This window comes from Mesorhizobium sp. RCAM 05104, assembly GCF_059683645.1.
The window spans coordinates 7,058,113-7,073,148 of record NZ_CM185033.1 but is presented as its reverse complement, the minus strand read 5'-3'; the positions used below and the strand labels follow the sequence as shown (position 1 = coordinate 7,073,148).

Genomic DNA, 15,036 nt, shown 5'->3' with positions numbered 1-15,036 from the left:
CGGACGAATGGGAGGAGACATCCGACGCACTGAATATATGGGGGCCACGACGCAGACGCTGCGTTCCAACGAGGATGACGACGTCGTGCAGCGGTGAGCCCACCTTACCCGGCTCTTTCGCCCGCCTAGGACCAGCGTCTCATCCGCCATGCAGGGCAAGGCGCGGACCTGCGTATGAGGGGCAGTTGGCTTCGGTCATTTGACCCCTTTCTCCATCTTGATGTCGGTGCTGGCGGTGCACATGCCGACGAGATCACCCAGATGCGCCCTCCATTCCGCAGTCTGATCGTTGTTGTTGTAGAGCCGATCAAGCGAGGCTTCGCCCTCCAGCGTATCGAGCATGCAAGCACAATAGCTGGAGCAGAACTTGCTGTCGCGCGACTGTTCGCACGATAGCTGGCAGGTTTTCAGGAAGTTAACCTGTGGGGTTTCAACCTTGGCCGGCATCAATAGAGAAAACAGCCAGACGCAGCCGATCAGCAGCGGCTGGTGGATCAGGTAAAAGGCCAGGCTGTGGCGACTGATGAAGACCAGCGGGTTGGCCCATCGGCCGGGTGCGAGGCTTGCCAGGCGCGCCCGTATACCGGAGGTGGAGGCAAACTTCGCCGTCGCGATCCCCGACAGCACCGCGCCGAACCACGGGAACAGCGGCACATAGTCGTTGGAACGCGGATTGATGGCGGAAAGGCCGACCCACCATAGCCAGGGATGATCGAAGGCCTCCAACCGCAGGTAAACGGGTGCCGCGATGAGAAACGCGGCAACGGCAAGCGTCAGCACCGCCGGAAGGCGCAGGAAGGCGAGACCCAGCAGGCTGGCCAGCGCGATCTCATGCAATATGCCAAAGAAGATGAAGCCGTCCGGCATGGCGATGCGGGTGACGACCGAAATGGCGATCGCGGCTCCGGTAACCATGGCGAACCGCTTCCAGAAGCCGTTCCAGCGGATCTGCCTGCCATGGGCAAGGTACAGGCTGACGCCGACCAGTACCAGGAAGGTCGAAGCGATGCAGCGGGCGTAGATCCTCCACCAACCATAGGCGGTCAGGCCGGGATCGGTATATCCGAAGAACTCCAGATCCCAGGTGAAATGGTAGCTCGCCATGGTGACGAACGCGATGCCGCGCACGATGTCGATGGCGATGATGCGCTTCGGTTGATCCTGAACGGGTGCGGTCAGCGTATGGATGCTCATGGTCTCGCGATCTGATTCAGCCCCGCATGACGACTATCACTGTTGCGCCGGGCAAAAGAAGCTGGCCACGCGTAGCGCCAGAAGCGGTTGCGCCGTCGCGTCCTGCATCCAGACCTTTCGTCTGTGAGCTTACATCACATAGAAGCCGCTTTAAGGCCTGTTGAGATTCATCGTGAGTTTATGACGGCGGCAGCGAGATGGATGATGGCGTTGAAGCTCTGGTCTGTTTTGTCAGCTCGCATGGCAATGCGCTTGAATTCCTTGAGTTTGCAGAAGAAGTTTTCGATGAGATGACGCCATTTGTAGAGTTCGAGATCGAGAGGCAGCGGCAAGGCGCGCCTCGGATGCTGCGAGATAACGATCCTGGCGCCGCGCTCGTTCAGATCGGCGATGATGCTGTTGCTGTCGAAAGCCTTGTCGGCGATCAGCCCGCCGAAGGAGAGGCCGTCGATGAGCGGCGCAACGCCTACCGTATCGAAACGATGGCCGGGCAGGAGAACGAAGCGCACGAGATTGCCGAGCGCATCAGTGAGCGCGAGAATCTTGGTGGTCATGCCGCCCTTGGATCGGCCTATGGCCTGGCTTTGAGTCCCCCTTTTGCGCCCTGGCCGTGGCGGTGGACCTTGACGATGGTTGCATCGATCATGGCATACTCCATATCCGGCTGGTCCGAACAGGCCTCGAAAAGCCGAATGAAAACATCGGCTTTGACCCAATCGCGGTATCGCTTGAAAACGGTGTTCCAGCCCCCGAAGAAAGCTGGAAGATCACGCCACGGGCTTCCCGTGCGCACGATCCAAAGCACGGCTTCGATGAAGCGGCGGTTGTCGCTTCCACTTCGACCAGGGTCAATTGGCTTACCCAGGCAATGCGGTTCCATCTTCGCCCATTGGGCGTCAGTCAGCACAAATCGTTCCATCCGAAGCTTGAATCACAACCAAGCCAAAAGTGGAATCCTGAATCTCAACAGGCCTTAGGCCAGCACGATGTATCGCCGCCTCAGACAGTCAAGCGATCTAGCGGAACGAAGGAACCCAATCATGTCGACCGAACCCAGCTGCCGACGCTCGGTTGCGCGGCTCTGGCTCCTGCCCGGACAGAAATCAGCCTGCTTTGCTGAGATTGCCAGCAGAAGATTTACCGGTACGGCGGTCCTGCTCGACCTCATAGTTGATCTTCTGGCCATCAACCAGGGTCGAGAGGCCCGCGCGTTCGACTGCGGAAATATGAACAAACACATCTTGACCGCCGTTGTCGGGCTGAATGAATCCAAAGCCCTTGGTGCTGTTGAACCACTTCACGGTGCCAGTAGCCATGTGCGTATCCCTTGTAGCCAGACCGATTTGTATCGAGATTTGAGATAGACGCACAAAAGCGAAAAATTGCAAGCAAAGGCTCCAGCAGCCAAGAACCACATCGATGTGGGTGTCCCGAAGGCCGCCAAGATGCCCGCAAATATCTTTCCCTATTGGACGATCCGTCCTCGGAAATCGAACGTCGATTCATTCGAGTGTATATGACGGGAGGGTGGCCTCAAGCTGATCCTGCGCCTTTTCTGATTTCTCGACAATCTGTTTGGCAGCGCGATTTAGGGATTGCTCCAGAGCTGTACATGAGCCATGTGCCGTCGCGCCATGGGTCAGCTTGCTAACCTGTTCTGCCGCATCAACGGCAATCGTTTTGTGACCATATTCATGGGCCTTCAGCTCCTGAAAGTAACTAGCCCAAGCCGTGCGCACGGCTTGGTCGGCGCGCTCTTCGTCGGCCCAGGTCGGAAGTAAAATGTTGAGTTTGAGAACGATTTCGTCCGAGCTGACCCGGCAGGAGTTCTCCGCCGCTTCAAACTGGAAATTCCAGTGCCAATCATCTGACACTTCGCCTTCAATGATACCGTCGCTGTCCCGCTTGGCCACCCGGTGCAAGTCTTCATGTATCGCTTGCCGGCTAAGGCCTCGCAACTGATAAGTCGAATAGGTGATATCGAGCTTCACGTCCGCGCGGGCCGCTCCGACACCAACCATAAAGACAAAACCGCTGAAAACGGCGATGTATTTGCTCATTGTCAATAACTGGCATTGCATCGTGGCGCTCCTTCAATCGTGTCCGTCTCCTTAAACGAACAGTTGGGGCATATTGCGGCTGCTGCGCCACATGACGAGGGCAGGCCACAAACAGGGAAAGGTTCGTCCCGCAGCGCGTTGATGGCGGGCAAGGTTCAGATCCGGCAGAAAAGCGTCGGCTTCGGCGAGCTGGACCAGCGACGCCGCCAGCACGTCGCCGCGTCGCCAGAGATCGTCGGTGGAGAGCAGGGACTCATCGGCCCGCGACGCGACGATCACGATGCTGAAATTGTCATTAGTCCTAACTGCCCTGGTTGGGTCCGAGAAGGTAACGACCGTCAGCCAGATCGTCTGATAGGAGCCTCGCTAGGCACTCCATTTCCAATTCTGGATTTCGGGCATGTCTTCACCATGTTGCCTGATGTAGCGGGCATGATCGGCGAGCTTGTCGCGGATCTCTTGGCCAAACTGCTCCGCACGTGAGCCCAGGCGCGACGCCCGATCAACGGCATCCATGGCCAGATGAAACCTGTCGATCTCGTTGAGAACCGCCATATCGAACGGCGTAGTGGTGGTGCCCTCTTCCTTATAGCCGTGGACGTGAAAATTCTGATGGTTGGTGCGCCGATAGGTGAGCCGATGGATCAGTGTCGGATAGCCGTGATAGGCAAAGATCACGGGCTTGTCCCTGGTGAACATCTCGTCGAAAGCACCGTCGCTCAAACCATGGGGATGTTGGTTTGGAGACTGCAATGCCATCAGGTCAACAACGTTGATGACGCGGATTTTTAGATCCGGGACATGCTGCCGAAGCAAGTCGACCGCGGCCAAGGTCTCGAGCGTTGGTACATCCCCGGCGCAAGCCATCACCACGTCGGGCTCGCCACCACTGGTGGCCCATTCCCATATGCTTGCGCCGACCGCACAATGAGCTGCTGCGGCGTCGATATCCAACCACTGTAGCTCTGGCGCCTTTCCCGCAACGATCACGTTGATATAGTTGCGGCTACGCAAGCAATGATCTGTGACCGAAAGCAGCGTATTGGCATCGGCCGGCAGATAGACCCTGATAATATCGGCTTTCTTGTTAGCGACATGGTCGATAAAACCGGGGTCCTGATGGCTGAATCCATTGTGATCCTGCTGCCAAACGTGAGAGGTAAGCAGATAGGTCAGCGATGCGATCGGACGCCGCCAAGCGACTTTGCGTGAGACCTTCAACCATTTAGCGTGTTGGTTGAACATCGAGTCGACAATGTGGATGAAGGCCTCATAACAGGAAAAAAATCCGTGGCGGCCGGTGAGCAGGTATCCCTCCAGCCAACCCTGGCAAAGATGCTCGCTCAGGACTTCCATCACACGGCCGTCCGGCGCGATTTGAGTGTCATCGTCGATGAGTTCGCCAGTGAAAGCCCGGTCGGTGACCTCGAACAGCGCGGAGAGACGGTTTGATTCGGTCTCATCCGGACCGAAGACACGGAAATTGCGCCCAGCCATGTTGAGCTTCATCACGTCCCGCAGAAAGGTGCCCGCAACGCGGGTGGCTTGACCGACAACCGTCCCGGGAACAGGCACATCGACGGCATAGTCGCGGAAATCGGGCAGCTCCAGTTCGCGCAAAAGCAATCCACCATTGGCGTGCGGATTCGCTCCCATCCGGCGGGCGCCTTTGGGCGCCAGTTCCCTCAACTCAGCAACAAGGCGGCCCGTTTCATCGAACAGTTCTTTTGGCCGATAGCTCCGCATCCAAGTCTCCAGCACCGCAAGATGGCTGGGATCGCCAGCAAGATTGGCCAGCGGAACCTGGTGTGAGCGCCATGACCCTTCGGTCTTCTTGCCATCGACCTCCTTGGGTCCTGTCCATCCTTTGGGCGTCCGAAGCACGATCATCGGCCAAGCCGGCCTGCTGGTGAACCCGTTGGCCCGGGCGTCGGATTGGATCTGCCGGATTTCCCCGACGACCTGATCTAGCGTTCCGGCCATGAGCTGATGCAGCGTCTGCGGATCATCGCCTTCGACGAAGTATGGCTTGTATCCGTAGCCGCGAAACAGCGCCTCGAGTTCCTCGTGACCAATCCGAGCGAGGATTGTCGGACTCGCGATCTTGTAACCGTTGAGGTGCAGGATCGGCAGCACTGCGCCGTCGCGCGCCGGATTGAGAAACTTGTTTGAGTGCCAGCTCGTGGCCAAGGCGCCGGTTTCGGCTTCACCGTCGCCCACCACGCAGGCGACCAGCAGGTCCGGGTTGTCGAAAGCGGCACCGTAGGCGTGCATCAGCGAATAGCCGAGTTCGCCGCCCTCGTTGATCGAACCCGGCGTTTCCGCCGCGACATGGCTCGAAATGCCGCCAGGAAAGGAAAACTGGGTGAAAAGCTTCTTCAGGCCGTCTGCGTCCTGGGAAATTGCCGGATAGAATTCGCTGTAGGTACCTTCGAGATAGGTATTGGCCACCACGCCCGGGCCGCCGTGCCCTGGTCCGGCGACATAAATCATGTCGAGGTCGAACTGCTTTATGATCCGGTTGAGATGGACATAGATAAAATTCAGCCCCGGGGTCGTGCCCCAATGCCCAAGCAGCCGCGGCTTCACGTGCTCCAAGAGCAGCGGATCCTTTAGCAATGGGTTGTCGCGGAGGTAGATCTGGCCGACGGAAAGAAAGTTAGCTGCCCGCCAGTAGGCATGCATCTTCCGGAGGAGTTCGGGCGAGAGCGGCTCGTTCATGCGTCTATTCCTTTGAGTGAGTGCGGTCCAGAATGCGACTGACCGCTTTGGCGATCATCATTTCTTCATCGGTTGCGATAACACGGACGCAGATGCGGTCAGTGTCGGTTGAGATGATCGGCTCGTTGCCATCGTTCCGCGCCGCATCGAGTTGGACGCCGAGGAAATCGAGATCGGCGCAAATGCGCGCACGCATGGCGGACGAATTCTCGCCAATACCACCTGTGAAGACCAGCGTATCGAGCCCACCGAGCGCGGCGGCTAACGCCCCGATGCTCTTCTTGACCTGGTAGCAGAACAGATCAATGGCTTCGGATGCTCTGACGTCACGGGTTTCGCGATCCAGGAGGTCGCGCAGATCGGAGCTTGTTTCCGAAACGCCGAGCAATCCAGCCTCGTGATTGACCATGCGATGAAATCGTTCGGCGCTCAGGCCTTCGGCTTGGGCGAAGAACAAGACCAGGCCCGGATCGAGATCGCCCGACCGTGTGCCCATCGGCACGCCGGCCGCAGGGGTGAATCCCATGGTTGTGTCGATGCATTTGCCGCCGCGCACCGCCGACAGACTGGCGCCATTGCCGAGGTGGGCCATGATCACGCGGCTAGAGGCCGCCTCTACGCCAGCGACACGCGTCAGTTCCTCGACGAGGAATGCATAGGAAAGACCGTGGAATCCGAGCCGCTCAACTCCCAACGCCTCGTAACGCCGCGGGATTGGCAGGATTTTCGCGACGCGCGGCATGTGTTGGTGAAACGCGGTGTCGAAGCATGCGGCCTGCAGCAAGGTCGGAGCGCGGCCGCTGAACAGCTCGATCATTGCGATCTCGGATGGCAGATGCTCCGGCGCGTAGGCGCTTATCCGCCGCAATTCGTCCATCAGTTCGCTTGTGATCGGTTGCGGTTCCTTGTAGCGCGCGCCGCCATTGACAATACGATGACCTACCGCCTTCAGCGAGGCCAATCCGACGCGCTCCTCGAGCCAGTCAAGCAGGTAGCCCGTTGCAGACCTGTGATCCAACGCGCCAACCGAGCGGATCTGATTTTCGCCACCGGCTAAATCTGTCAAGGTTATTGTGGCATCGCGCTCGCCGAGACGATCTATTTTGCCGCGCAGTTGGCGGATCGGAGCGTCCGCCACCGCGAATAATCCGAACTTGATGCTCGACGAGCCGCCATTGATCGTCAGCACCGATGATTCTTGCATGTTCATATGACCAGGACAGGAGCAAAACCGCCGCCGGGTGTGCGGAAATTTGTGGTCTGGCCCTGGTAGAGGCGCGCGGCCGCGAGCAGCACCTTGCCATCATATGTATAAAGCCGCACGTCCATTTTGCGCGGTGAGAGTGCACCATCGATCTCGATCATACGCTGCCCGGGTGCGGCAAATGCCTGGGCGACATAGCCACCACGGGCGATCTCGGCCCACATCCCTTTCGTCACCTTGTCGCCTCGATAGACCGCTTTGCTGCCGTGGCCCGAGAGCGGTTTGAAGAACATGTCCTTGCGGGACTGCCAGGCGGCATCCGAATTGTCGGGCGTGACCAGCGTGGCCCGCGGAATGCCGGCGAGCCGCGAGCGCATGTCCGGAGGAAGGCCGAATGCTTCCAGCGCCGCCGGATCGGACAGCAAGGTCAGATTGCGCTTGCTTGCAAGGAGCGCGTGGTTGTGCGGATTGGGAGTGAGCACCACGGCGCCGTCCTGATAAGCCGCTCTGAGCGCGGCATGTTCCGGGCGGTCAAGTGTGAAATCCACCAGGCGATTGTAAACGAGGTCGATCTGCTGTCCGCCGAGCCGAAGCCTGCCGCCATCATATTTCAGCTCACTCGCGTCCCCGATCATCGCCTCCACGCCGTGCTTCAGAAATAGCTGCCGGGCCAGCACGAATTCAGGATAGAGATACTGCTCCCTAGGCTGATCATCGACGATCGCAATCATTCGCGGCGAGCCGGCTCCGCGCTGGCGGCGCCATTCATTCTCGAACATCGCAATGACACTGGTTTCGAAGTGATCGTCCCTGGCGCCGATCAACGCCCGATCGACTTCGGAGCAGCAGGCCTTCTGTGCTCTGGCCAATAAGGCATTGAGGAAAGCCCCGCCGGCGTTGGTGTTGACCTCAATCAGCTTGGGACCCTGATCGTCGAGATGGAAATCGTAGCCCATCAGAGCGCCGACGGGTCCAAAATCCCTTTGCGCGATTTCGGGAGCCCAGGAGAGGACCGTTTCGCGGTAAGCTGGCAACTTTGCTGTCGCCTCGATGGCGACGACGATTCTCTGCATCTCGTCGAGGGCGGACGCGGCGAGGAAGACCGGCACATTGGAAAACAAATGCGGCCGCGACGCCATGAAAGCTTCGCAGAAACCAGCGTCGCCGGCTTCGTGATCCAGTGCCGCCCGAAGCTCCGCTCGGTCGAGCGTGATGCAGAAGCATTTGCGGTTGAGCCGCGCCGATAAGGACGGGGTGATTTCCGCCACGCCGGGGACTGTTAGCATGTCAGTATCTCCTCGCTGCCGGCGGCTGCGGTTTCCTGCCAGTAAACCTGGCCGAGACCCGATCAGCCTATCGACGGGACCCAGTGCGAGGGGCTCATATGAGCACCCAGATGCCCGTGGTCGTGGAGACAGGCGATAAGGTCTTGGCGCCGAATTCTATCCTGACGGTACCCTCGGTGGAACGCGGCACTACCGGCATTTGCCTCAACTCCTGCTTAGGTCACCCAACGTTATCGGCAAAGGCCTTTGATCCGCGTCCGATGAGACTTGGCCACTTAAGAAGTTCCACCGGCTCGCGGCATTGATTTGCGTCAAAGTGGCGACGCGCAACTGGGCTATACTGAATTTATGAAAATCGCGATGGCTCAGCTTCGATTACTGCTCGCCGTGATCCTGCTGATCGCGGGCGGGGCTATTGCTGGTTTTGCCGAGCAGGCTCTTGGAATGGGTGCTGACGTTACTGCTAACGTTGCAACGCGCTCGACGAGCGCCTCACACAAGGTGATGGGTCACGTCGCGTCCGCAGACCGGGACAACCATCGCCCCCCATGTGATGGCTGCCTGGATTGCGTGCACTCGACCGGATCGGGCTGTTGTGCCGCAAGCATTTCCGCCACCGGCGAATGCAGGGTTCTCCATGACGCGCCGGATGCCGTCCGGTTCATGGCAGGCAAGGCGTTCTTGGCAACGGGCGTCGATCCAGAGGCCCTCCTGCGACCTCCCCAGATCTTCGCCTGATATCGCGCCGTCGCTGTCCTTGGGACTGTTGAACCCTGCGGCGCCCTTCAAGGCCCGACAGCGCGCGAGCGATCCACCAAAACCAAACCGGTACCGGCGCTCCGGCTGCCCTGCGCACCCAATTCCAGATTTCGCCTATCCGTTTCACATCAACGATAAGGAAACAGTCATGAAAGCCCATCTTCGATTGATCACGCTTGCCGCATTCACAACCCTGTCGAGCGCGGCCCTTGCCCAGACGGATCCGCACCATCCGGCGGCTGACGTACCACAATCCACGACAGCGGCCCCCGCCGCGGAGGCGATGCCCGGTAATTTGCCCGAGCAGTGCACAACGATGATGTCAATGATGCAGAAAATGATGCCCATGATGGAGAAAATGGCTCCCATGATGCAGCAGATGATGCCGATGATGCAGCAGATGATGCAAGGCGGCACGACGCAGAGCGGCGGCATGATGCAAGGCGGACAGGGCGGCGGAATGCAAGGCGGCATGACGAACGGCATGCCGATGAACACTGACAACATGCCGGAGGCGTCCAGGAATTACATGGAGGCCATGAAGCGAATGGACGGGCCGATGATGCAGGGCATCCAGGCTGGCGATCCCGATGTCGCTTTCGTCCAGGCGATGATCCCGCACCATCAAGGAGCCATCGACATGGCCCGTGCGGTCCTGCAATTTGGCAAGGATGATCAGGTCAAGGGCTGGGCCAATCAGATCATCACGGCTCAGCAGGCCGAGATCGCCGCAATGCAGGAATGGCTCAAGCAACACGCGAAATGACAGGAGGAATCCATGAACAAACTCAGCGTTCTGTCCGTCGGCATTGCGCTTGGGGTGACACTGGCCCTGATGAGCATGCTCTGTGCTCTGGCCTTCGCCATCTGGCCGGACGCAACGCTCGATTTCTTCGGAGCCTTCACACATGGGCTCGACCTCAGCGCGGTCAAATCGACGGCGCCGATGCGCCCTGGCCGGATTATCTACGGCGTTCTCGGCGTTGGTGTCGTCGGCATCGTGGCGGGTGTCGTGTATGCCTCGATCTACAATGTTGTCGCAACCGGTAGCCGGTAGGGCAAGGCGAGGATCCACTTGTGAAAGCTGCAGCCAATCCGTGGACGATGTCGGCCGCAATTCTTGCCCTGGCGGGAATGATCATTGCCGGGATCGGACTGTATTTCATCGTTCTCCGGCCGCCACTACTGCCCGAGGATATCCGCTATATGCGCCTGTCGGCCGCCGAGCTCGAAGCCATCGGTCCGCGTCTTGCTATGTGGCTCACATACGTCTTCAGGGTGCTCGGTGGCTATGCATTCGCCACCGGCGTTCTCCTGATTGCGCTGGCACTCACCGCGTTCCGCGCGCGCCACCCAATCGCGCTGGCAGGCGCTCTGGTCGGAGGAGCGTCATCCATCGGCTTGATGTCGGTGGTCAACTTCACGATCGGCTCCGACTTCAGGTGGCCCCTGTTCGCCTGCGCGCTGGTCTGGGCCCTGAGCTTCGTCGCGTACGGCTTCGAAGCCTCCACATCGACCGCCGTGCCCGAGCAACGACAATCTCTAACGAAGAGAACCAGCCAATGACCCCAACGCGCACCGCATGTCCGTACGCCCGACCTGCCCAACCAGAGCCGGAGGTCGAGGCCGGATCGGGCGGAAACTTCGAAGACCGGCTTGGTCACGATTGGCTTCCAACGCGCGGCAAGCCGCGAACGTGAGTTTGTTACACCCTAACCCAGGCCGAATGTTTCGAGACCTGGAGTTCAAACCGAAGGAGATGATGATGAAGCGCCGAGATTTCTTGAAAGGTGCGTTAGCCGGTGCGGCAGGTCTTGCGGCGCCAGCGTTCTCGTTCAGGCCGGCTTTCGCCGGTCAGTCAGGCGCCCAGCCGCTTGGCATCTCACGCCGCACGATCGAGGTGAACGGCAAAGCTGCCAGCGTCTTCGGCCTGCAAAGGGCCGACGGCGCGCCTGGCCTGCGCTTGCGGGCGGGCGAAGCCTTCAACGTGCTGCTTCGAAACGAGACAGCCGAGCCAACGATCATACACTGGCACGGGTTGACGCCGCCGTGGCCGAGCGACGGCGTCGCCGACGCGCCACTGCCGCTCATCGGCGCCCGAGCCGATCGCAATTTCGATTTTCCGGTCGGCGGGCCCGGCACTTTCTGGATGCACGCGCATACCTTGCAGGAGCAATTGCTGCTCGCCGCTCCGCTCATTGTCGCCGATCCCGCCGATGACGCAAAGGACGAGCAGGAGGTTGTCATCCTGCTCCACGATTTCTCGTTCTCGTCGCCGGAAGAGCTGCTGGCCGGGTTGCAGAGTAAGAATACCGGCGGCTCCATGCCGATGGGCGGGATGGATATGTCGGGAGCGCAAACCGACGCCATGGCAGGGACGAAAAATGGCGGCATGGCGACCGATATCAACGATATCGACTATGACGCCTATCTGGCCAACGACCGGTCCCTGAACGACCCCGAGATCGTCCCGGTCGAACGGGGTGGACGTGTGCGGGTGCGGATCATCAACGGCGCCACGGCGACGGCGTTCACGATCGACTTTGGCGCGCTTGAAGGCGAACTGATCGCGGTCGACGGTCAGCCTGTCGAACCGGTCAGGGGCCGACGGTTTCCAATGACGATGGGCCAGCGCATCGACGTGCGCGTGCAGTTGCCGCGCGACCTCAGCTCATCCTTTCCGATCCTGGCGCTGCGCGAGGGAAGCAAGGAACGCACCGGAATTGTCCTGCGTCCGGCCGGCGCAGCGGTGGCCAAGCTCGGGACGGCGGCGGATGCCGACGCTCCAGTTCTCGACCTGGCGCTCGAGGCACAACTTCGGGCAATCGCGCCACTTGCATCGCGCCCTGCCGACAAGACGTTCGACATGGCGCTAACGGGCGACATGGCCGCCTACCGCTGGGGCTTGCAGACCAACCCACCGCTCGTCGTCGATCCGGGCGACCGGGTGGAAGTGACGCTGCGCAACACCAGCATGATGGCCCATCCAATGCACCTGCACGGCCATCATTTCCAGGTGGTCGCGATTGACGGACAGCGCTTTGCGGGAGCGGTGAGGGATACGGTCCTGCTGCCCCCTAATCGCTCGGTGACGATCGCTGTCGACGCCGTCAATCCCGGAAAATGGGCGTTCCACTGTCACCATCTCTACCACATGGCGACCGGCATGATGTCGACCTTTGCCTATCGGGTTTAGGATATTCCGCGGGCCGCAACGATCCGGGGCCTGCATAACAACGATGGCAATGCAGCAGGAAGCATAGGAGACCGTTGATGAAAAAGGTCAATCTGGAAGTGCGCGGCCTTGTCGGCATAATGGATTTCGCAGCGGTCGAAATGCATCTCGCGGCTTTGCCGGGTGTCGCGGGTGTCGCGATGAACGCGGGGTCGACAACCGCGAGCGTCGAATTTGACGAGGGGCAGACGAGCCCGGAGATCCTCGCCAGCGAAATTGAGGCCTGCGGCTTCCATTGCCGTGGCGAGGTCGTGCCGCGGCATCTGTGCATTCCCGACAGCACGACGATGCCGCCGGGACATCCGCGCGCGACCGCCGGGCACACCGGGCACGATCACGCGCAGCACGATCATGGGGGGCACGATCATGGGGGGCACGCCGCCATGATCGAGTCGGCTCCGGCGGGCGAGAGGACGGTTGCAGACAAGGCGCCGCACGACGCCATGGCGCATGAGATGGGACACGGCGCCGGCATGGACATGCAAGGCATGGTCAAGGACATGCGCAACCGGTTCCTTGTCAGCCTGCTCTTCACGCTGCCGATTTTCGCCATGGAGCCGATGGGCCTGGGCGAGCCCTGGCTGCGCCCGCCCTTCGGTCTCAGCGAAGACCTTGCGATGTTTTTCCTCGCCAGCGCCGCGATCCTCTACCCGGTCTGGCCATTCCTGGTCGCCGCCTGGCGGGCTTTGCGCAACGGCGTCCTCAACATGGCCGTGCTGGTGGTGCTGAGCGTTGGCACCGGCTATCTATTCAGCGTCGGCGCGACCTTCTTCTTCGAGGGGCAGCAATTCTACGAGGCGGCGAGCGTGCTGCTGGTGTTCATCCTGCTCGGCCATTGGCTGGAGATGCGCGCCCGTGCCGGGGCGTCGGCCGCGATCAGGGCCCTGCTCAACCTCGCCCCGCCCAGGGCCTCCGTTTTCCGTGATGGCAAGGAGGTCGAGGTTGCAACCGCCGACGTTGTGCTCGGCGACATCGTGATCCTGCGACCCGGCAACAAGCTTCCCGTCGACGGCGAGGTGACCGAGGGCACGTCGACGATCGATGAATCGATGCTGACTGGCGAATCGATGCCGGTGACCAAGAAGGTCGGGGACAAGGTCATCGGGGCGACGATCAACAAGAGCGGCACGCTGCGCTACCGCTCGACCAAGGTGGGTGCCGACACGGCGCTTGCCCAGATCGTCAAGCTGGTCCAGGAGGCCCAGAACTCGAAGGCGCCAGCGCAACTGCTCGCCGATCGCGCCTCGCAATGGCTGGTACTCGCCGCGATCGTCATCGGGCTTGCGACCTTCGCCGTCTGGTTCTGGTGGCTTGGCCAGCCTCTGCTGTTCGCGATGACCTTGACCATCACTGTCTTCGTCATCGCTTGTCCCGATGCGCTCGGCCTAGCCACGCCCATGGCCGTCATGGTCGGCACCGGCCTTGGCGCGTCAAACGGCATCCTGTTCAAGAATGCCGCCGCTCTCGAGGAGGCGACCAAGCTCAACGTGATCGTCTTCGACAAGACCGGCACGCTCACGATGGGCCAGCCCAAGGTCGTCGAAATCGTCCCGGCTGCCGGCGTTTCCCCCGACGAGGTCCTCCAAGTCGCGGCTGCCGTGGATCAGGGGTCGGACCACCCGCTGGCCGTCGCCATCGTCGAGCGGGCCAAGGACCTGAAGCTCCCCAAAGTGTCGGACTTCCTGAACATCGAAGGCGAAGGCGCCAGAGCCGCGATCGGCGGGGCGCCGGTCTTTCTCGGCAACCGGCGTCTTATGGACGAGCAGAAGATTGATCTTCTGGCGCTGGGCGACAAGGCCGAAACGCTCAAGGGCGAAGGCCGCACCGTCATCCATGTGGCACGGTCCGGCAAGCTGCTCGGGCTGATCGCGATCGCCGATACGCCGCGCCCGACAGCCATCGCAACGATTGCCAAATTGCACGACCAGGGCGTTCGCGTGGCCATGCTCACGGGCGACAATGCCGGCACCGCCAAACGCATCGCTGACGTGCTCGGCATTGACATCGTCCTGGCCGATGTCTTGCCAGGGCAGAAGGCCGAGAAGATCAAGGAACTGCAAGGACAAGGCCTGAAGGTCGGCATGGTCGGCGATGGCGTCAACGACGCGCCAGCCCTGACGCAAGCCGACGTCGGATTTGCGATCGGTGCGGGCACCGACGTCGCCATTGAAAGCGCCGACATCGTGCTGATGAAGAGCGATCCCTACGACGTGGTCGGCGCGATGACGCTCTCGCGTGCCACGCTACGCAAGATGCACCAGAACCTGTGGTGGGCGGTCGGCTACAATCTCATCGCCTTCCCGATCGCGGCAGGCGTATTCTACCCATTCCTGCTGAGCCCCGAGCTTGCGGCGCTGGCAATGTCTGGCAGCTCGGCTCTCGTGGCCGTCAACGCCTTGCTGCTCAAGCGAACCAGGCTCGCGGGCATCCGGCCCGCCGGGTCGATGACCGAAGGTGCAGCTCATGAGCAGCCTACTGGCGCCCCGGCATGAGCGTATCCACGAAAGGCCCCCTGCCCGCATCGCGGTGGATCCTGGGCGCACTTCCGGCTTCGGCCTTGGTCGTTGCGCGCGGCTA

Annotated in this window: 14 protein-coding genes; 6 read left to right on the top strand and 8 right to left on the bottom strand. The window is 60.7% G+C overall.

The features are described from left to right. Positions 1-195: 195 nt before the first annotated feature. The 8 genes from AC56QP_RS34500 to AC56QP_RS34465 form a co-directional block, all read right to left on the bottom strand. Positions 196-1,194, bottom strand: a complete 999-nt coding sequence (locus tag AC56QP_RS34500) for a heparan-alpha-glucosaminide N-acetyltransferase (protein WP_489861502.1) — start codon at positions 1,192-1,194, stop codon at positions 196-198. 167 nt (positions 1,195-1,361) lie between these two features. Next, a protein-coding gene (locus AC56QP_RS34495; protein WP_489861503.1) for an IS5 family transposase occupies positions 1,362-2,113 on the bottom strand; the annotation gives its coding sequence in 2 pieces (ribosomal slippage) (positions 1,362-1,783 and positions 1,783-2,113; 753 coding nt in all). A gap of 184 nt (positions 2,114-2,297) precedes the next feature. Then, complete coding sequence (locus AC56QP_RS34490; RefSeq protein WP_269908181.1) at positions 2,298-2,510, bottom strand: cold-shock protein; 213 nt, start codon at positions 2,508-2,510, stop codon at positions 2,298-2,300. Between the two features lie 186 nt (positions 2,511-2,696). Next, positions 2,697-3,254 carry a DUF922 domain-containing protein gene (locus AC56QP_RS34485; RefSeq protein WP_489861504.1) on the bottom strand — a complete coding sequence of 186 codons (558 nt, stop codon included), beginning with the start codon at positions 3,252-3,254 and terminating at the stop codon, positions 2,697-2,699. Between the two features lie 51 nt (positions 3,255-3,305). Further along, complete coding sequence (locus tag AC56QP_RS34480) at positions 3,306-3,533, bottom strand: hypothetical protein (protein WP_489861505.1); 228 nt, start codon at positions 3,531-3,533, stop codon at positions 3,306-3,308. Positions 3,534-3,620: 87 nt separating this feature from the next. After that, positions 3,621-5,975, bottom strand: coding sequence for a phosphoketolase family protein (locus AC56QP_RS34475; protein WP_489861506.1), 2,355 nt, complete (start codon positions 5,973-5,975; stop codon positions 3,621-3,623). Between the two features lie 4 nt (positions 5,976-5,979). Next, a complete protein-coding gene (locus AC56QP_RS34470; RefSeq protein WP_497109012.1) occupies positions 5,980-7,179 on the bottom strand; it encodes an acetate/propionate family kinase in 1,200 nt (399 codons plus the stop codon). A 2-nt stretch (positions 7,180-7,181) separates the two neighbouring features. Continuing rightward, positions 7,182-8,447 (bottom strand): ATP-grasp domain-containing protein, encoded by a 1,266-nt coding sequence (locus tag AC56QP_RS34465; protein ID WP_489861508.1) that lies wholly within the window; start codon positions 8,445-8,447, stop codon positions 7,182-7,184. 366 nt (positions 8,448-8,813) lie between these two features. Here AC56QP_RS34465 and AC56QP_RS34460 point away from each other — a divergent pair, with 366 nt between their 5' ends. The 6 genes from AC56QP_RS34460 (at position 8,814) to AC56QP_RS34435 (ending at position 14,951) form a co-directional block, all read left to right on the top strand. Then, positions 8,814-9,203, top strand: coding sequence for a hypothetical protein (locus AC56QP_RS34460; RefSeq protein ID WP_269908187.1), 390 nt, complete (start codon positions 8,814-8,816; stop codon positions 9,201-9,203). Positions 9,204-9,222: 19 nt separating this feature from the next. Continuing rightward, positions 9,223-9,990 (top strand): CopM family metallochaperone, encoded by a 768-nt coding sequence (copM, locus tag AC56QP_RS34455; RefSeq protein ID WP_497100899.1) that lies wholly within the window; start codon positions 9,223-9,225, stop codon positions 9,988-9,990. A gap of 12 nt (positions 9,991-10,002) precedes the next feature. Further along, positions 10,003-10,281: a DUF5676 family membrane protein gene (locus tag AC56QP_RS34450; RefSeq protein WP_489861510.1), complete on the top strand. Its 279-nt coding sequence runs from the start codon at positions 10,003-10,005 to the stop codon at positions 10,279-10,281. Positions 10,282-10,301: 20 nt separating this feature from the next. Continuing rightward, positions 10,302-10,790, top strand: coding sequence for a hypothetical protein (locus tag AC56QP_RS34445; RefSeq protein WP_489861511.1), 489 nt, complete (start codon positions 10,302-10,304; stop codon positions 10,788-10,790). A gap of 199 nt (positions 10,791-10,989) precedes the next feature. Beyond that, on the top strand, positions 10,990-12,420 hold the full coding sequence (locus AC56QP_RS34440) for a multicopper oxidase family protein (protein WP_489861512.1): 1,431 nt from the start codon (positions 10,990-10,992) through the stop codon (positions 12,418-12,420). A 77-nt stretch (positions 12,421-12,497) separates the two neighbouring features. Continuing rightward, positions 12,498-14,951 carry a heavy metal translocating P-type ATPase gene (locus AC56QP_RS34435; RefSeq protein ID WP_489861513.1) on the top strand — a complete coding sequence of 818 codons (2,454 nt, stop codon included), beginning with the start codon at positions 12,498-12,500 and terminating at the stop codon, positions 14,949-14,951. The last annotated feature ends 85 nt before the right edge of the window (positions 14,952-15,036 follow it).